The 17,583-nt window shown below is 52.3% G+C and carries 21 protein-coding genes; 15 read left to right on the plus strand and 6 right to left on the minus strand.

Going from position 1 to position 17,583, the window contains the following annotated elements; all coding sequences use genetic code 11:
• Nucleotides 1-23: 23 nt before the first annotated feature.
• Nucleotides 24-725 (plus strand): helix-turn-helix domain-containing protein, encoded by a 702-nt coding sequence (locus NDQ72_05165; GenBank protein WKD29345.1) that lies wholly within the window; start codon nt 24-26, stop codon nt 723-725.
• Here NDQ72_05165 and NDQ72_05170 read toward each other — a convergent pair.
• Nucleotides 722-1,126 carry a VOC family protein gene (locus NDQ72_05170; GenBank protein ID WKD29346.1) on the minus strand — a complete coding sequence of 135 codons (405 nt, stop codon included), beginning with the start codon at nt 1,124-1,126 and terminating at the stop codon, nt 722-724. The two genes, NDQ72_05165 and NDQ72_05170, sit on opposite strands and share 4 nt — an antisense overlap.
• A 251-nt stretch (nt 1,127-1,377) precedes the next feature.
• On the opposite strand from NDQ72_05170, the gene NDQ72_05175 reads away from it, so the two are divergent.
• From NDQ72_05175 to NDQ72_05195, 5 genes are all read left to right on the plus strand, one after another.
• Nucleotides 1,378-1,971 (plus strand): transposase, encoded by a 594-nt coding sequence (locus NDQ72_05175; protein ID WKD30350.1) that lies wholly within the window; start codon nt 1,378-1,380, stop codon nt 1,969-1,971.
• A gap of 77 nt (nt 1,972-2,048) precedes the next feature.
• Complete coding sequence (locus tag NDQ72_05180) at nt 2,049-2,933, plus strand: transposase (protein ID WKD29347.1); 885 nt, start codon at nt 2,049-2,051, stop codon at nt 2,931-2,933.
• Between the two features lie 202 nt (nt 2,934-3,135).
• Nucleotides 3,136-3,414, plus strand: a complete 279-nt coding sequence (locus NDQ72_05185; GenBank protein ID WKD29348.1) for a hypothetical protein — start codon at nt 3,136-3,138, stop codon at nt 3,412-3,414.
• A gap of 328 nt (nt 3,415-3,742) precedes the next feature.
• Nucleotides 3,743-4,390 carry a GNAT family N-acetyltransferase gene (locus NDQ72_05190; protein ID WKD29349.1) on the plus strand — a complete coding sequence of 216 codons (648 nt, stop codon included), beginning with the start codon at nt 3,743-3,745 and terminating at the stop codon, nt 4,388-4,390.
• A gap of 114 nt (nt 4,391-4,504) precedes the next feature.
• Nucleotides 4,505-4,840: a TfoX/Sxy family protein gene (locus NDQ72_05195; protein WKD29350.1), complete on the plus strand. Its 336-nt coding sequence runs from the start codon at nt 4,505-4,507 to the stop codon at nt 4,838-4,840.
• 58 nt (nt 4,841-4,898) lie between these two features.
• On the opposite strand, the gene NDQ72_05200 is transcribed toward NDQ72_05195, so the two are convergent.
• Nucleotides 4,899-5,567 carry an NAD(P)H-dependent oxidoreductase gene (locus NDQ72_05200; GenBank protein ID WKD29351.1) on the minus strand — a complete coding sequence of 223 codons (669 nt, stop codon included), beginning with the start codon at nt 5,565-5,567 and terminating at the stop codon, nt 4,899-4,901.
• Nucleotides 5,568-5,707: 140 nt separating this feature from the next.
• On the opposite strand from NDQ72_05200, the gene NDQ72_05205 reads away from it, so the two are divergent.
• On the plus strand, nt 5,708-6,556 hold the full coding sequence (locus NDQ72_05205; protein WKD29352.1) for a LysR family transcriptional regulator: 849 nt from the start codon (nt 5,708-5,710) through the stop codon (nt 6,554-6,556).
• A 91-nt stretch (nt 6,557-6,647) separates the two neighbouring features.
• On the opposite strand, the gene NDQ72_05210 is transcribed toward NDQ72_05205, so the two are convergent.
• Nucleotides 6,648-7,568 (minus strand): LysR family transcriptional regulator, encoded by a 921-nt coding sequence (locus NDQ72_05210; GenBank protein ID WKD29353.1) that lies wholly within the window; start codon nt 7,566-7,568, stop codon nt 6,648-6,650.
• Nucleotides 7,569-7,704: 136 nt separating this feature from the next.
• Between NDQ72_05210 and wrbA the strand changes: the two genes are divergently transcribed.
• Both wrbA and NDQ72_05220 read left to right on the plus strand, forming a co-directional pair.
• Nucleotides 7,705-8,340, plus strand: a complete 636-nt coding sequence (gene wrbA / locus NDQ72_05215; protein WKD29354.1) for an NAD(P)H:quinone oxidoreductase — start codon at nt 7,705-7,707, stop codon at nt 8,338-8,340.
• Nucleotides 8,340-9,554 carry an MFS transporter gene (locus NDQ72_05220; GenBank protein WKD29355.1) on the plus strand — a complete coding sequence of 405 codons (1,215 nt, stop codon included), beginning with the start codon at nt 8,340-8,342 and terminating at the stop codon, nt 9,552-9,554. The genes wrbA and NDQ72_05220 overlap by 1 nt, the downstream gene beginning before the upstream one ends.
• Before the next feature lie 92 nt (nt 9,555-9,646).
• Here the strand turns inward: NDQ72_05220 and NDQ72_05225 are convergent, their stop codons facing one another.
• A complete protein-coding gene (locus NDQ72_05225; GenBank protein ID WKD29356.1) occupies nt 9,647-10,435 on the minus strand; it encodes a helix-turn-helix transcriptional regulator in 789 nt (262 codons plus the stop codon).
• Between the two features lie 93 nt (nt 10,436-10,528).
• Here NDQ72_05225 and NDQ72_05230 point away from each other — a divergent pair, with 93 nt between their 5' ends.
• The 5 genes from NDQ72_05230 (at nt 10,529) to NDQ72_05250 (ending at nt 14,730) form a co-directional block, all read left to right on the plus strand.
• Complete coding sequence (locus tag NDQ72_05230) at nt 10,529-12,094, plus strand: MFS transporter (protein WKD29357.1); 1,566 nt, start codon at nt 10,529-10,531, stop codon at nt 12,092-12,094.
• Between the two features lie 37 nt (nt 12,095-12,131).
• Complete coding sequence (locus NDQ72_05235; protein ID WKD29358.1) at nt 12,132-12,461, plus strand: helix-turn-helix domain-containing protein; 330 nt, start codon at nt 12,132-12,134, stop codon at nt 12,459-12,461.
• Nucleotides 12,454-12,945 carry an SRPBCC family protein gene (locus NDQ72_05240; protein ID WKD29359.1) on the plus strand — a complete coding sequence of 164 codons (492 nt, stop codon included), beginning with the start codon at nt 12,454-12,456 and terminating at the stop codon, nt 12,943-12,945. The genes NDQ72_05235 and NDQ72_05240 overlap by 8 nt, the downstream gene beginning before the upstream one ends.
• On the plus strand, nt 12,932-13,360 hold the full coding sequence (locus NDQ72_05245; GenBank protein ID WKD29360.1) for an SRPBCC domain-containing protein: 429 nt from the start codon (nt 12,932-12,934) through the stop codon (nt 13,358-13,360). The genes NDQ72_05240 and NDQ72_05245 overlap by 14 nt, the downstream gene beginning before the upstream one ends.
• A gap of 173 nt (nt 13,361-13,533) precedes the next feature.
• Complete coding sequence (locus tag NDQ72_05250) at nt 13,534-14,730, plus strand: multidrug effflux MFS transporter (protein WKD29361.1); 1,197 nt, start codon at nt 13,534-13,536, stop codon at nt 14,728-14,730.
• Nucleotides 14,731-14,908: 178 nt separating this feature from the next.
• Here the strand turns inward: NDQ72_05250 and NDQ72_05255 are convergent, their stop codons facing one another.
• The gene (locus NDQ72_05255; GenBank protein ID WKD29362.1) at nt 14,909-15,724 is read right to left on the minus strand and encodes an aminotransferase class IV family protein; all 816 of its coding nucleotides are present in this window, start codon (nt 15,722-15,724) and stop codon (nt 14,909-14,911) included.
• Between the two features lie 80 nt (nt 15,725-15,804).
• Here NDQ72_05255 and NDQ72_05260 point away from each other — a divergent pair, with 80 nt between their 5' ends.
• Nucleotides 15,805-16,158, plus strand: coding sequence for a MerR family transcriptional regulator (locus NDQ72_05260; GenBank protein ID WKD29363.1), 354 nt, complete (start codon nt 15,805-15,807; stop codon nt 16,156-16,158).
• Nucleotides 16,159-16,275: 117 nt separating this feature from the next.
• Here NDQ72_05260 and NDQ72_05265 read toward each other — a convergent pair whose 3' ends face one another.
• Nucleotides 16,276-17,493: an MFS transporter gene (locus NDQ72_05265; protein WKD29364.1), complete on the minus strand. Its 1,218-nt coding sequence runs from the start codon at nt 17,491-17,493 to the stop codon at nt 16,276-16,278.
• Nucleotides 17,494-17,583 lie beyond the last annotated feature (90 nt).

Here is a 17,583-nt window from a genome sequence, read left to right on the forward strand (position 1 = left end):
GCAGCTTGCAACGCGGAGAGCTTATGGACTTGATTGTGTGTACTTGGATCACAAAATTACCCGAAGGGCGCTTTGCTGTCTGGCCAGATGGTTGCCGTGACCTGATAGCGATTGTTCCCAAAAGTGATCCTGCCACCATTGTTTGCAGTGGCTTGGATGCTGGCCCTCGGCAGGTGCTCTGTGATGAGGATACTTTTTTCGTTGGGGTTCGCTTGGCTGTGGGGGTTACCTTTCCGTGGGAGGCGGAAAACCCGTGCTCAAAACACGATGACCAGATTTTTTCACAAATTCCACTTTTTGGTTGCCACGAAAGGGGATCAGAAAATGATGGCGATGAAACGCTTGAAAAGCTGGTTAGTGTGGTCAATGACTTTGCAGCCCCCGCGCCTTCTTGGGTATCGGAATATATTCAGGAAATACAACATGGAGAAGTGCGACGAGCTTTGCCGTTGAGTGAACGTAGTATAAGGAGGAAGCTTGCTGATACTAGCGGGGCTCCGCCACGGTACTGGAAGTCTTTAGCCCGCGTTCGCCAGGCTGCGATGGATGTTGTAAGGTCTGAAATTCCACTGGTAATACTCGCGATAAAGCACGGATTCTCGGATCAGGCGCATATGAGCCGTGAGATTCGGCGTTGGTTTGGAGTCACGCCGGCGACGCTGCGGACAAATGGGGAGCAGTTTATTGAACGGCTGTCTGCTCCCGATGTGTTCCAGAACGTTTAGCTTTCTTCAATAATGTACTTTTCGAATTCGGCGCTTGGAGCAATAGGATGGTAGCAATACACGATGACGCCAGAGGGGTCCAAAATACTGAATCCTCTATCGCCCCACGGGTGATCTTCCAGTGGCATCGCCGGTGTGAGACCTGCTTGGGTTAGCTGAGAGTGCAGCTTATCAGCATCTTCCACAAGCAGGTTAAGAAAAGCGCCACCAGTGAACGGTTGCATGCCCTCTTGTGGGCTCATTAGGCAAATTTCGGGCTCCTGATAAGAAGTGGTCAACCTAAGTACTACGTACCATCCGCAGTCGAAAACGGGACGTGCATTGAAGTGAGCTTCGTAGAACTTCCGAGTATCAGGGAGGCTCTGTGTGACGATGGTTATGCTTGCGGATTTGATCGACATAAATCTCTCCAATCTACGTGGCGTGGTAGAAGATGAATTTTAGTAATGAGCATAATCCAGTTAGGGGTCTATTGTTTTGAATAAATCGGTCAAATTAGAAGTAATAATGCCCAACAAAAGCGTTAACACGGACCAACTTTTCCGCTGCCGCTTCAAAGAAGGCCGGTTACGCTAAACGTTGAGCCTGTAGAAAAACTCCGCTGGCGGCTAAGTTTTGGTAGGATCGAGGAAACAGACGAGGAGTGGTCAGCATGCCGCGCTTCAAGCCTTATAACTACGACCAGAACGCCATGGTGGTGATCAACTACCAAGACCAGCTCCAACCAGGCACCTTTGAACACGCCGTGCACTACCTGATCGAGCATAAACTCGACTTGTCTGTTTTCCATCCCCAGTACCGTAACGATGCGACCGGTCGGTTGGCCTATGATCCGGCCATCCTGTTGAAGATTGTCCTGTTCGCTTACTCAAAAGGCATCACCTCCAGTCGCGAGATGCAGTGGAGCTGCGAGACCAATATTATTTTCAAAGCCCTTTCCTGCGATACCGTGCCCCACTTCACCACACTGGCCAGCTTCGTCAGTCGGCATGCCGATGAGATTGAAGCGCTGTTCGAACAAGTGCTGCTGGTATGCCACGAACAAGGCTTGCTGGGTAACGAACTCTTTGCGATTGATGGCTGCAAAATGTCCTCCGATGCCTCCAAAGAGTGGTCTGGCACGTTCAAAGAGTTGGATGAGAAACTGAGAGGCCTGATTCGGCATCACCTGCTGGAGCACTACGCACGTGATGAGGCCGAGACGGAAGCAGGGATATCCGACGGGCCAAGACGATTCTCTCGCTAGATGCCGCCATGAACAAAGTTGACCGTTTCCTAAAGACGCACAGCCCAAGGATGGGCCGGGGGAAGCGAGTCAAGGAAGTGAAGAGCAATCTGACCGATAACGAAAGTGCCAAAATGACGACCAGTAAGGGCACGATCCAGGGCTATAACGGCGTCGCCACGGTGGATAAAAAGCACCAGATCGTCATTGACGCTCAGGCCTTCGGCGAAGGCCAGGAACATCACACCTTGCAGCCCGTACTGGAAATGGTCGAAGCCCGTTTTAAGAAACTGGGGATTGCGGAGAATATCTACCAAAAAGGCACCGTCGTCACCGCCGATACCGGTTTCGCGAATGAAGCCAATATGAAGTACCTTCACGAGCGACGGATTAATGGCTATATCCCTGATAATCAGTTCCGCAGCCGAGATCCGAGATTCACCGACCAGAAAAACAAATACGGCAAGCGCCACCAGAACTTACCAGATAAAGGCTGGCGAGAGACGACGCCAGCTAGCGCGTTCCAGTTTGATCCAGTAGCGCTAACGTGTATCTGCCCAACCGGTGAAAAACTGTCCTATCGCGGGCAACGAGAAACTGACAATGGCAAGACCCGGGTACACTTTGAAGGGCGCTTGCTGCAATGTCGACACTGCTCAAAGAAATACCGATGCATGCAAAATCCGAGCTCGGCCGACCATCGCAACGGTGCAGGGCGACAAGTGTCTTTTGTTATCGAGAACAAACGCTTACCCAATTATACTGACTGGATGAAGCACCGAGTCGATAGCCCCAAGGGCAAAGAAATTTACAGCCATCGTATGTCAGTCGTGGAGCCCGTCTTCGGCAACATTGGCACAACGAAAAGACTGAACCGCTTCAGCCTTCGGGGTAAGCAAAAGGTGCAAGGCCAGTGGCAGCTCTACTGCTTGGTACACAATATTGAGAAGTTGGCGAATTACGGCCACTTGGCCGCATCATGAAGGGCTTAGAGCGGAGTAAGTTGGCTTTGTGAACCCAGCAGGCGGTCTTCAGCGGGCTAAAGCTGGGCGCTCAAGTGGCTATATGCCGATATTAATATTACTCAGCCGGATGACCGGCTGGGTAAATGAATAAGGACAACAGGCAGTGGAAACGGCTCGAAATCGGGTTTTTCTACAGCCTCGTTAGAGCGCTTTGGAAACCATGGTGAGTAATTTAGACTTGGCTCTGCTAGCCAATCATCCTGAACTACTGCCAGCACTTCGAGAAATGTTTGAGTGCGGATGGCCGGAGTATTACGGTGCGCGCGGCAGGGGAAACGCTGAAGAAGACCTGCTGGCATATTCCAATCACAATAAACTTCCTATTGGGGTCGTTGCGATGCAGGATGGTTCTGCGCTTGGTATCGCGGTATTGAAGGCTGGATGGGTGGCGGCATGGTACTCCCTCAGTACCGGCGTCGTGGAATTGGCGCAACATTGACTGTTGAGCTTGAAAGCATCGCACGCAAGCTGGGGTACAAAAAAATCTACTCCGGCACAAGCACAGCAAACAGCCTTCTGGAGCGAAGTGGCTGGTCGTATATCGAAACCGTGCTTTACGGAGGGGATAACGTATCCATCTATGAGAAAGCGCTCTAACTCAGGCGTTGAGGCTGTAGAAAGGGGCAGGGCCAGTGGCAGTTATAGTGCCTAGTGCATACTATTGAGACGTTAGCGAATTATGGTTATTTGGCTGAATGCCGATATTAAGACGGCTCAGTCTGGTTAAGCGTTTGCCCCACCTTCCAAGAAGATAGTTGAGTATACACATGGCCTTTATCACACCTATCACCCTTACTGCGCATGGCGTAACGCTCGAGCCGCTTTCACTCAATCACGAAGCCGGTTTGCGCGCCGCCGCTGCGGATGGCGAGTTGTGGAATCTGCGTATTACCTCGGTGCCAACGCCCGATGAGACACGCAACTATATTAATGCCGCCTTAAAAAGCCGCGAGGAAGGCCATCGCTTTGCTTTCGCCGTGATTGAAGAGGCGAGTGGTATGGTGCTTGGCACCACGAGTTACCATGATATTCTGCCCAACGTAAAACGCGTTGAAATTGGCTACACATGGTACGCCAAACGGGTTCAGCGCACGCATGTCAACACCACCTGCAAGCTACTGCTATTGACTCACGCTTTCGACACACTGGGCTGTAACGTGGTCGGCTGGCGTACCGACAACTTCAACTTCGCCAGCCAACGTGCGATCGAGCGCCTAGGCGCAAAGAAAGATGGCGTAATCCGTGGCCATGCGCTGCGCCGCGATGGGACCATTCGCGATACAGTGATGTATAGCCTGAGCAGGGGCGAGTGGCCAGAGGTGTGCTCACATCTCAACTATCTGATAAGCCGATCACTGCGCACAGTGAGGTTTATGGTGAGAGACTGGAATGAATCGCTTCTAAGGTTAACCTGACGCTACAACTAGGCTAAGCAGCATCGATTGCTATGTCCGGATGCCCTTTAGTGCCAAGCCTCGCAACTTTATCAACGCCGCTACGCGATGCGGCTGAAACCGAGGGGTAGGTTAATGAAAGCTACCAGCGAATTTATCGCAAACCTTAGCGACGTATTCGCACTGTTTGGTGAAATCCAAACTAAGCGCATGTTTGGCGGATATGGCGTTTATCGCGATGGTCTTATGTTTGCGCTAGTCGCCGATGATGTTCTTTACCTTAAAGTCGACGAACGTTCGGTAGGCTCTTTTATCGAGCTGGGAATGGAGCAGTTTGAATATGAGAAGAGCGGCAAAAGGGTGAAAATGACTTACTATGCTGCCCCCGAGGAGATATTTGAAGATCCTGAACATGCTAAAGAGTGGGCTGACCGTGCTTATAAAGCGGCGTTGCGGCAAAAAGCTCGTTGACGCAGAGCTAACGAGGGCAGTCATTTTAGACTGCCCGGCGGCTACTCAAAGCAAAGATTTATGCGTTGCTAGCCAAATCCACTGCTAGCAATCCGGCATTTTTAAGCGCATTAGCAACTGATCTCTGATGCCTTTCATCTCCAAATTCTTGGTACTCTGACGTTATTTCATGAAATGACTCGACGCCCAAGTATCTGCCCAGTGTTTTAATATGCGGCCCGAGATGATTCATATGCTCACGTTCACCTCCTGGCCCAAAGCCAAACTCTCCGCATGAAGAGACTAAAATAAGAGTCTTCCCAGACAAAAGTGGCTCTATAGGATGGTCGCCACGAGCCAAATCAAAGCTAAATGTTTTATTTATACGCATTACCTGGTCGAACCACGCTTTAAGAGGGGCAGGCATGCCGTAGTTGTACATAGGTGAAGATATTAAGATGACATCCGCTTGTGCTAACTCGCTAAATAGCTGATCGGATAACGCTAGTTTTTTACGTTGCTCAGAGCTTTTCCGCTCATCGGGTGTGAAAACGGCACCTATCCAGTCTTGGTCAATAAAAGCAGGTGGGTTCAAGCCAATGTCACGATAAATGTAATTATCTGCACTGTTAGCAGATTTCCATTTATCAACAAACTGCATAGCAATACGTTTTGATATTGAGTTGTGGTCAGGGTTTGGGTTTGTCGCTTTACGTACGCTAGCGTCTATATGAAGTAATGTGCGCATGATGGCCTCAGCAGATAGCGGTGTGGAGTGGCTATGCTGCCCTTTTGCCAATACTGCGACAAATGAATAAACTGGATCGATAGGTGAGAAAAACTTATCTATTGAGAAGCCGGGTTGAGACCAAAAATAGGAGGCTAGCGGTGAATGCTTCACTACAGGCGATTAAGGTGTTTGAAGCAGCCGCTCGGCTGGGGAGCTTTAAAGATGCTGCCGAGGAGCTGTCGATAACGTCGGCGAATGTGTCGCATCATATCAGCAACCTTGAGAATAGGTTGGGAGTGCGGCTGTTTACCCGAATCAACCGGGGCGTGACTTTAACGTCAGAAGGGCACCAGCTCTCTGAGGCGACAACCGCCGGTTTGCAGAAAATTCAGACTGCGCTAGATAATATAAAGTCAGATGCCTCGCGACTGAATGTTGATACCACCTCATCCTTTGCCGCCCTGGTGCTAATTCCGTTGCTACATGACTTTAATAAAATTTACCAAAATATTGATGTTGAAATATCAACGGGCGAAGTCGTGGCATCAAAAGTGAATACCCTCTCTATCCGTTTGGGGGACGTAACCCGGGTTGATGAATCAAGTTTATTAAAGAAAGAGCGTTTTAACCTATATGGGAGCTGTCCTTTTATCCGCTCCATCACAGTGGATAAGCCAGCAACGGTCTATCTGACTAAATGGAAGAACAAGAAACTGCCGGACTCGCCTTGGAAAAACTGGCTAATTGAAAGTGGAGCGTCACTGCCAAATTTTGAAATAAGGTATTTTGATCAGGAGCTTTATGGTGTGTATGAAGCTCTTGCTGGGAAAGGACTGGTGTTTTGTTCAGAGACACTGGTTTCTGACTTTGTGAAAGCCAACGCATTGCAGCCCATTTCGTATCAAAGCGTCGATTCTCTGCTGTGTTACTACATCCCGACCGAAAGCTGGCAGCATAGTGCCAAAATGCAGGCTTTTATCGATTGGCTTAAGTCTCAGATCAAATAGGTTTGCACTGCTCTTTTCCCAACATCGGGCAGATAACGTTCCTGGTTGGATCATAGTGTCCACGCTTGAGTTGCGGATTAATCGCCGCTTTCTACTCCGTACCTAACGTCACTGCCTGACGAATTAGGGCCTCCTTTAACGTTTTGGCAGCTGGCCCGAGATGCTCGTCTGTACGATGCATCAGCCACATCCGAACAACGGTTTCGCCCTCGGAGCCGAACTCGGCCGCCGGTATGCGGACGAGTCGTCCTTCCAGTAGATCACGCTCGATCAGCCATAGCGGCAGATTGCCCCAGCCAATCCCTGCACAGATTAGCGCATGTTTTGTTGAATTATCGCCCACCCGCCACGTACCCGGTGACAGTACATCGTATTCGCGACCGCGAGTGAGAGTGGATGGGTCTTCGGTAACGATTTGAACATAGTCAGCGAGTTCGGCTGCCGTAATGGTCTCCCCGCTCGCTGTGCGATTGGCTAACGGATGGCTTGTGGATACCACAGCAGCACGTGGGACAAACACAATAGCTTCTCGCTCGATCCGAGGATCGGGTATGTCAATTCCGCTGATGGCAAGGGTACAGCGATGTTGCTGAAGTAGCTGAATGGCCTCACCCAGGGGGGCAGACAGCACGCGTACCGATACAAGAGGGTAGGCGTCCTGTAACTCTTTTAAGGCCCGCGAGGCAACAGTTAGCGGAAATTGTGGATCGAGCGCGATATCCAGTCCTAGTTCTACACCCTCTCCAAAGCCCCGTGCACGAGCACGCAGTGTGTCAACTTTAAGAAGAATGGCGCGTGCGTCCGCCAGCAGCATTCTCCCCTCGGGCGTCAAAACAGGCCGGTAGCCCGAGCGGTCAAAAAGAGTAACGCCCAACTGCGCCTCGAGATTGCCAATGGCATAGCTGACCGCTGATTGTGCTCGCCCTAGGCGCTCCGCACCACCGCTAAAGCTTCCTGCTTCGCTAACGGCAATGAGCACACGCATTTGGTCAAGTGTCAGGGCATCTAACATGATCGATTAAGTAGATAGTTAAAGACTAAATATTGTCATTTTTTTTAGTTAATTGACGAGTGTAGTTTTGCCTGAGGAGTGCGGATGGAGCATGACTGCATCCTCCTCATTGTGAGACACCTTAGGAGACCTACACATGAGTAACGTACTTGTCCTTTACTATTCGAGTTATGGCCATATCGAAACAATGGCGGAAGCTGTGGCAGAAGGCGTTAGGCAAGCGGGCGCCAATGTTGCTATCAAGCGAGTGCCGGAGTTGGTGCCTGAAAGTATCGCCAGTCGCTCAGGCTACAAGCTTGATCAGCGAGCGCCGGTTGCTGAAGTCGCAGAACTTGCGGATTTCGATGCCATCATCATTGGTACTCCGACTCGCTTTGGCAACATGGCGAGTCAGATAAAGAATTTTCTCGACCAGGCAGGGGGGCTGTGGTTTGAGGATTGTCTAGTGGGCAAAGTCGGTAGTGTCTTTACTTCAACAGGCAGCCAGCATGGCGGTCAGGAATCGACGATTCTTGCTACGCAGGTGGTGTTGATGCATCTGGGTATGGTGATTGTCGGCTTGCCTTATACCTTCAAGGGGCAAATGCGTATGGACGAGATTACCGGCTGCTCACCCTATGGTGCCTCTACGCTGGCTGAAGACGATAAGCAAGGTAGTCGCCAACCAAGCGCCAATGAACTTGACGGAGCACGCTTTCAAGGCAGACACGTTGCAGAAATCGCCACTGCTCTGGTAAACGGCCGGGAGCAAAGAACGCAGGTCGCCTCCTGATGAGCGGTGCTCACTCATCGCCAACGGCTGCGGCCTGGCCCATAGTCGCACTGATCATCGGGGCGGGCGTCATTGCAGCCTGCCAGGTTGGTAAGGCATCGATGGCTCTCAAGGCCGTGCAAGAGGAATTGCAGTTGGGACTCGGTACGGCTGCTTGGTTGATGTCTGCGTTCGCCGTCATCGGTGCCGTCGCTGGAGCACCTATCGGTTTAGCCGTTGATCGCATTGGCGCAAGGCGAATGGCTCTCTGTAGCTTAGTGGTGATGGGGGTAGGCTCTGCGCTAGGAGCGTTTTCAAGCGATGCTAAAATGCTTCTTGCAACACGCGTTTTTGAAGGCCTGGGTTTTCTCGGGCTCACTGTCGCTGCCCCTACACTGATTGCCGCAGCAGCGCCAGCCAGTATTCGCGGTAGAGCGATGGCGCTTTGGGCAGTTTTTATGCCGGTCGGAATGACCGTGGTCTTTCTATCAGCGCCACTGATGAACTGGCTTACATGGCGTGGTTTTTGGCTGTTTAACGCTGGAATCTTAATTGGCTATGCCGCACTTTTGGGGTGGGTAGTGTCAGCGTCGGAGAGTTTTAGAGTGAATCATAACTCGATACTTGGCGATATAAGGGAAGCCATTACTGCCCCCGGGCCTTGGGTGCTTGGGGGGTTATTCGTCATCTTCTCTTGCATCTTCTTCGCTCTTTTTAGTTTTCTGCCGACGTTGCTAGCAGAGCGCCTTGGGGTCAGTGATGAGAGTGCGAGTTTGCTAAGTGCCGCTGCCATCGCGTTAAGTGGTGTTGGTAATGTCGTCGGTGGGCAACTTTTGACTCGCGGGGTGCAGTCCATCTATCTCCTGGCTGCAGGCTTTAGCGCTATGGTGTTCGGTGGTATCGGCGTATTCAGCGCGCCCACACCAGAGTGGGGGATATACGCTTTGTGTGTAGTTTTTGCCTTTTCTAGCGGGTTTGTGCCGGTGGTGATCTTTAAAAGTGCCCCGGATTACGCGCCTCATAGCTCACTGGTTGGCGCCACACTTGGCTTTGCCATGCAAGGTAGCAATATCGGGCTATTGATTGGTCCAGTGGTTGCAGGAGGATTGGCCAGCGCTTTTAGTTGGTCAGCGGTATCGTTGCTGATTAGCGTAAGTGGATTTTTAGCAGTACTTTTACTCATCGCATTTCAAAAGCTACGCGTGCAGCCCGGAAGGAGGGCACTCCAGCTTTAACGAGAAGTTTAGCCGTATGTTAGGAGTGACTCCTGCCCAGTATGTTGCGCGGGTAACGGTGTATCAGGCTCGTCAGTGGCTAGTACACGACATTAGCAGTCGAAGTAAACCACCATCTTGAGATGACGGTGCTCATCAACGATGAGCGTCTCATGGGTATAGGTATGATGCTCGCCCTCTGTATCAAGGAGGCTGCTGATTCCTCGGTTGTAACCTTCCATGCTTGACGCTTCCCACCAGTGCCGGAAGTCTGGCGATAACTGGCAAAGCTCTTCAATTTGCGTTTGCATGACTGGGTCTTCAGGGGCGACAGCTAAGTCACAACGAAACTGTGCCAGCATATTCGACGCATCCTGTTGCCAGTCAGGGAGTCGTCGGCGTAGGTCGGGAGCCGTAAATACCATCCTTAATAGATTGCGCTCAGACGCTTCTCGGCTGCTGAACTGAAGTAGTTCATCAGCCTGCGTATTCCAGCCAATAACATCCCAACGCAGGTTCATCACGTAACTAGGGCGAGAAAGGTCATCCATCAGCGACTGGATTCGGGGGGAAGTGCTCTGCTCTTGATACGCTTCTGCAGGCGGTGCTCGGCGGTGCGCTAATAGAAAAAGATGGCAGCACTCGGCGTCATCCAGTTTTAGGGCGCGGGAGATGTTGAGCAGAAAACGTTCGGAGACCTTAATGTCACGGCCCTGCTCAAACCAGGTGTACCACGTCAGGCCTACCCCAGCGAGCGCAGCAACCTCTTCTCGTCTTAAGCCCGGGGTACGCCTTCGCCCGCTAGTGGGAAGCCCGACGTCAGCAGGCGTTAATTTGCGGCGATGCCGCAGCATGAATTCGGTGAGATCACACTGCGTTCGCTCAAGCCGATGATTCGCCATGCTATTACCTCTAGTAATAGGATAATTAGCTATATTGTAACCCCATATTGAGTGTCTGAGAATGCCTGCTTCCTTGATGAAGTCGGAGGCGACATGTCATTCAGCTGTGATGTTCACACCCCTGGTAATACGGACACAGGCGGAAGCCCCTGCAACAAAGCTGGCATTAAAGAGTGGGCGGGGCTTGCGGTATTGGCCCTGCCCACCATGCTGCTTGGGCTCGATGTCACTATTCTCTACCTTGCGCTTCCTGCCTTAGCGGTAGATCTACAGCCTAGCAGTACTCAGGCGCTGTGGATTATGGATGCCTACGGCTTCATGATCGCTGGTTTTCTTATCACGATGGGCACGCTAGGGGATCGGGTTGGCCGACGTCGACTACTAATGATCGGGGCCTTTGCGTTTGCGGTCGCGTCAGTGTTTGCTGCTTATGCGCCTAATGCCGAGTGGCTTATTGTGGCGCGGGCAGTACTGGGTATTGCCGGAGCAACGCTGATGCCTTCTACGCTGGCCTTGATTAGCAATATGTTTTTTGATCTGCGCCAGCGCGCATTGGCGATTGGGATATGGGCGACCATGTTTGCACTGGGGATGGCCTTGGGGCCGGTAGTCGGTGGGTTGCTGTTAGCCCCCTTTTGGTGGGGAGCGGCTTTCCTAATTGCCGTGCCCATCGTCATCGTACTGCTATTAACTGCGCCATTACTGCTGCCGGAGTATCACAATCCGCAGGCAGGCCGTCTGGATATTTTAAGTGTTCTACTGCTGTTGATAGCAATTCTGCCCAGTATCTATGCCATAAAGGCGTTCTCTAAAGCCGGTGTGACGCCACTGGTATTGGCCACACTTGTGTTGGGAATCGTAGGAACACTGCTCTTTGTGCGTCGACAAAAGCAGCTTCTTGATCCTTTGCTTGATCTCAAACTGTTTGCCAGTAAAACCTTCACTGCTGCGCTGGTCATAATGTTGCTAGGGCTGGTGGGTGTGGCGGGAATGATGCTTCTAGTCACTCAATATCTTCAGCTAGTAGCGGGCTACACGCCGCTGATTGCTGGGCTGTGGATGGGGCCGCCAGCGCTGATGATGGTGCTTGCCGGTATTCTTGCTCCTATCTTGGCGCGCCGTATTCGGCCTGCGTTTGTTATTGCTGTCGCGCTGATGCTTGCAAGCATCGGCTGTGCTTTTCTGGCTCAAGTAGACCCGCTCTCTGTTCAGGTACTCCAGGTCGTTTTGGGATTTTCATTAGTGTATCTGGGGTTGGGCACCATCGCTGCGCTGGGCACCGACTTGGTGGTAGGCGCGGCTCCTGCGGAAAAAGCTGGGTCCGCGTCGTCGATGTCCGAGATGGTTCAGGAGTTGGGTGTAGCGCTGGGCGTAGCACTTCTCGGTAGCCTGGGAACCTTGTTGTATCGCGTGCAGATTGCCAGTGCGATTCCTGATGAGGTGCCAGACGATGTCTCCCGTGCCCTTGGAGAAAGTTTGTGGTCCGCAACGTCCGTTGCTGAACGACTTCCCGGCGGGATACTTGAGCAAGCACAGTCAGCGTTTACGCAAGGAATGAATGCTGTGGCCATCGTCAGTGGCATCACTATTTTGGCGCTGGCGTTGTTGTCGGCTGCTAGCCTCCGGCATGTACAGGCAGTTGGTGAGAATGAGCACTAAATTTTGACATGCAACTATTTGGTTGCATAATGTCATTATGACAACTAATCTCAATCTTGTTTTCAAAGCGCTCGCTGATCCCTCGCGGCGCCAGCTGCTGGATAGCCTGTTTGAAAATAATGGGCAGGCCCTCAATGAGCTATGCGAACGACTCTCCATGAGTCGTCAGGGCGTTACCAGACACTTGGCGCTGCTGGAAGAAGCGGGGCTGGTGGTTACGGCGTGGCGGGGGAGAGAAAAGCTGCACTACCTCAATGCCGAGCCAATTCAGCAGATCCACCAACGCTGGGTCAGTAAGTTCACTCACCAGCGGATTGCGGCGGTGGACAGTCTCAAACAGAAGCTTGAGGACCATCACAATGAGTAAGCCCGATTTTGCCTACGTTATTTACATTAACACGACGCCCGAGCAACTGTGGAAAGCGTTGACGGAAGGGGAGTTTACCCGCGAATACTGGGGTGGGCGGCAAATTACGTCGGAGTGGACAGCGGGAGCAACGGTTAAACTCGTCAAGGCCGATGGATCACTGGATTGGCGCGGCGAGGTGCTGGAGTCAGATCCGCCGCACCGTTTGTCCTATACCTTCATTCCTGAAAACGATGACGAGATGCCAGGATACGAGGGCGAAAAAGTTGATCTGACGAGACCTGAAAAACCGTCTCGGGTCACGTTTGAGATTGCCGAGTATATGGGCCAAGTACGCCTAACGCTGATTCACGATCAATTCGAGGAGAGCAGCAAGGTACTGCAAGGCATCAGCGTCGGCTGGCCATTCATTCTTTCCAGCCTCAAAAGCTTGCTGGAAGGCGGCAGCCCTTTGCTAAGGAGTGATACTGATGGCGCGCATTGAACATATTCAATACGTCAATGCCCCTCTTTCACGTGTTTACGAAGTGTTGACTACGGCTCGTGGCCTGGCCGAGGTGTGGACCCAGGATTTAACATTCACTGCCCAACTTGATGCGGTCAATGAATTCCGATTTGGGGATGAGCACCCGACAAAGATGACGATCGTGGAGCTGGTGCCCAATGCTAAGATGACTTGGCAATGTATCGATTCAGACCCGGAGTGGATTGGGACCAGCATAAGTTTCGAGCTAGAACAACGAGGAGGCAAAACGGCCGTCACTCTCAAGCATACCGATTGGCGTGAAGTGACCGAGTTCTACCGTTTCTGCAACTATAACTGGGCGATATTTCTGCTGAGCCTTAAGCAATACTGTGAAGAAGGGGCCGGTATTCATTACCAGACCCGGACGTTTTAGTAGAGCCGCTGTTCAATTGTGACAAGCAAGCACGATCAGCCTTTAGAATAATATTTTCCATATTGTTGTCGATATTTACCTCCCTCACACGACTGCTTGGCATAGGACATAGAACATAGGACGAAGCCATTTCGGCTTTCGGATGAACACACTTATTGATAAAGGAATATTCAGTGAAAACCGATATGATCAAAATGGCACTGGTGCTCGGCCTGCTGAGCTGGATCGGCCCTTTTGCCATTGATATGTATCTGCCTGCTATGCCGGCCATCAGTGAAGACCTGGGGGCGTCAGTGTCGGCCGCTCAATGGACGTTGATGTCGTTCTTCATTGCATTTGGTATCTGTCAGCTTTTTTACGGACCGGCCTCCGATGTGCTCGGCCGCAAGCCACCGCTCTACTTTGGCCTTGGTATCTTCGGTGTCGCCTCGATTGGTTGTGCATTTGCGCCCACCATCGAATGGCTGATTGCTTTGCGCTTTTTGCAAGGTATGGGGGCGGCTGCGGTCATGTCCATTCCGCGCGCGGTGATCCGTGACCGCTACACTGGCACCGAGGCGACGCGCATGATGTCCACCATCATGTTGGTAATCGCCGTTTCACCCATGCTGGCACCCCTGATGGGCACCTCGATCATCGTGCCCTTCGGCTGGCGTGCTGTCTTTCTGGCAGTCGCCATTGCCACGCTGTTGGGCCTGTTTCTGACCGGCTTCGCTTTGAAGGAAACGTTGGCCCCGGCAGACCGCGCACCTTTTCGCTTCAACGCTATGATGAACGCTTTCGGCGTATTGTTCCGGGACTCGGGATATATGGGCCTGACGTTGATTGGTGGTATGGGCATGGCCAGTTTCTTTGCCTTTCTGGCCACCGCCTCGTTTCTCTACACCGGTTACTACGGCCTTACAGCATTCCAGTTCAGCCTTGCGTTCGCACTGAACGCCCTGGGGTTCTTTACCACCAGCCAAATTGCCTCCAATCTCGGTGTCCGTTTCGGCTCCATCACGGTGGTGAAATGGGCGGTGGCCTGTTACGCCGTGTCGGCCTGCCTGATGTTTACGCTGGTGGCGCTGGGATACACCAGTTTCCCGCTGCTGGTGGGAATGCTGATTACAACCTTTGCGTTTCTTGGTCTGGTGATTCCCACGTCCATGGTGTTGTCGCTGGAGGAACACGGCCCCATCGCCGGTACAGCGGCGGCCCTGGGCGGCACCCTGCAAATGATGCTGGGCGCGGTCGCCATCGCTGTGGTCAGTGTGGTGTTCGACGGCACCCCACTGATGCTGACCGCAGCCATCGCACTGTGCTCGCTGGTGGCAGCGGGCCTGTCGCTGTTGACCTTGCGCGGTACGTCACAAGAGGCCGTGGTCTAAGGTTTTTGAAAGATGTCACATTGAACCGCGCCCGAGTGCTGTTACCGATCTGCTCTCAGGTCCCGCTATCCAAGCAAACGAGATCGGCAATATCCCTAGGTTCGTTGTCACGCGGGATGGGCTTAGCCAACGCGCTGAACGTCCGGTATTTCGCTACGCAAATAGTCAGCGAGCGTCATTAAATGAAATTAGCGGATTCAGCTTGGTAGGCGTTATGGAGCAAATTGATGAACGGTGTTGCTTCTGCAAAAGCCGTTGAATCAATGGCCGTGACGGCGATCCCCGGTGTCCATGAGTTCATCACCGCCGCACCGGACAGTTCTCGAAGCCGTTCGGTGGTAATGACCTCATGACGCTGGGGAATCCCAAGGCGATCCAGTTGACGCTGGATGATGCTCATCATGGTGCCCTGTAGTATCTCGGCCTGTGGCCAGATAACCGCCTCGCCGTCCCAAAAGACAAGGTTCCATATCGTTGCTTCGCTCAGGTGCCCGTGGCTGTCAACAAAAGCTGCATCGTCGAAGCCCTGGCGTATGGCTTGATGTAGATAGAAGGTTTTGCCGGATTCACCAACATGTTTTATGGCGGCCAAAGGTCTTTCATGTGCCACCGTACCCAGCCTCAGCGGGCCTGTGGGGCCTTGAGAGGGGGCACCTGTGCGGATGAGCACTGCTAGCTCCCCATCCATACTGGCCGCCGTGAACTCACCATTACGGGAAAAGATGGTGACTGTTAGTGACTGGTCTTTCGGACCCTCATCAATGGCTGTTCTGATGTAGGACAAGAGCTGTTCATCGGGAAACGCTCTGCCAAAAAAGTCTATTGAAGCGTTTCGTAGGCGATCTAAGTGCAGGTCTAGCCCTTTAACCTTGCGGTCTCGTACCTGCATTGCTGTGAAATGCGCAAACCCGGCAAAGGCCAGGGGTATCAGCTCTGAAAGAGTGGCTGGCTGCCCATTGATATGGGCCTGAACATTGCTGACGTTAGCAGACATAACATTGACTCCTGATTGAACTGGCAGTGAGGAGTCACTACCCTAAACCCTTACAGTGCTGTGAGGGTCAAGAGGGGGAAATGAAAATAGGCGAATTAGCAAAACGTACCGACGTGAGCATCCGCATGCTGCGTTACTATGAAGAGGCAGGTTTGCTGAAGCCGAAGCGCAGCGCGAGTGGGTATCGTGATTATGCTCCGGATGAGGTCCGCACTGTTGAGCGGATCAAGCTGCTTGGTTCGGCAGGCATGACCCTTGCGACTATCCAGCAGTTCTTACCCTGTGTGAGAGGCGAGGAGCCTGTCTTCGAACCCTGTGACGAACTACGCAATGTCTTGCACGAACAAATTCGTCTTGCTGACCAGAAAGCGGCGAAACTGGCCCAAAGCCGAGCCATTCTGGAGAGTTTCCTGTGCGATATAGAACGGCGCTAAAGCGGTAGGTAGCGGTAATTTCAAGGGGCATATAATGCTTGAGACACCACGTTTTTACTGAGTGGTCTATCCCAAAGGAGAGCCGGGGAGTTTCACTGCCCCCCGGCTTTCTTGCTATCAGGCTTGGCTCTTTGAGCGTGGCCCAAATGACAGCACAAGCAGTGTTCCCAGGCTGGTAGTGATCAGGGCTAGTAAGGGCCCACCTAAAGCGCCGAGGTAATCCACTAATATACCGCCGCCTATGGCGCCACTGGCGATAGCAACCTGAAAGGCGGCAACTATCAAGCCTCCTGCCGCTTCAACCTGATCCGGCGCAGCACGAACTATCCAGGTTTGAAATCCGATGGGAAAAGCGCCAAAAGCAAACCCCCACAGTGCGATAGATACAGCAGTAACGCTGGCTAAACTACCCGCGAACAGTAACGTAATGGTGATCGCAATAATGAGTGCCCCACCAAACATAATGGCGTTGCGCTCGCTACGTTCAGCGATAAATGCACCGGCGAAATTGCCAAAGAAGCCACCAATACCAAAGCCGAGCAGTACAGCAGAGATTGCACTGACGGATAGTTGCGCCACCTCTTCAAGGAGCGGTCGTATGTAGGTAAATCCGGCAAAATGACCTGAAATCATCAGCACCACGGCTAGTAGCACAACGCGAACCTGCGTGCGTTTGAGCAGATGGAAGAGAGTGCGCAGATTTGGGTTGTCTTTTGGCGGCATGGCGGGAACGGCGAAAAGCTGAGCCACGAGCGTTACCAGACTAAGGCAACCGGCGGCAATAAACGCACTGCGCCACCCCCAGAGACCACCAATATAGGCGCCCAGAGGCGCTGCACAAACGGTAGCGACAGACACACCTGTCAGAACAATAGACATAGCGCGTGCAAACAGGTTATCGGGCACCATGCGCATTGCTAGCGCGGCGGACATCGACCAGAACCCTCCCAAGGCAATTCCCAGCAATACTCGAGCAATAATTAAAATAAAATAGCTACTAGCTGTGGCCGCAAGGGCGTTGGAAATGACGAGTAACAGCGTTAACAAAAGCAGCACAAACCTGCGATCAAAATTGCGCGTCAGGAGTGGGATTGTTAGCGCGGCAAGTGCAGCGACCGCAGCGGTAGCCGTGACCGCCTGGCCCGCGGCGCCAACGGAGATACTGAGATCTGCTGCCATGGCAGTCAGCAAGCTAGCCGGTAAAAACTCAGCAGTCACCAAACCAAACACCCCCAGCGCGAGGCTGACAATACCCATCCAATTGGCTTGGGCAGGTTCAGCGGTGGGTGTGGCTATCAGTAACTGTGGGTTGGCAGAGCAAGTGGTGTCGTTCATTGCAGGCCTACTAAAGTGGTAGTTGAAGCTGCAGTGTAGAGTTAAGGTTTTGGCTTTTCTATGATATAAAAACCTAAAAGCATGACTATT

This window comes from Halomonas sp. KG2 (assembly GCA_030440445.1).
GTDB lineage: Bacteria > Pseudomonadota > Gammaproteobacteria > Pseudomonadales > Halomonadaceae > Vreelandella.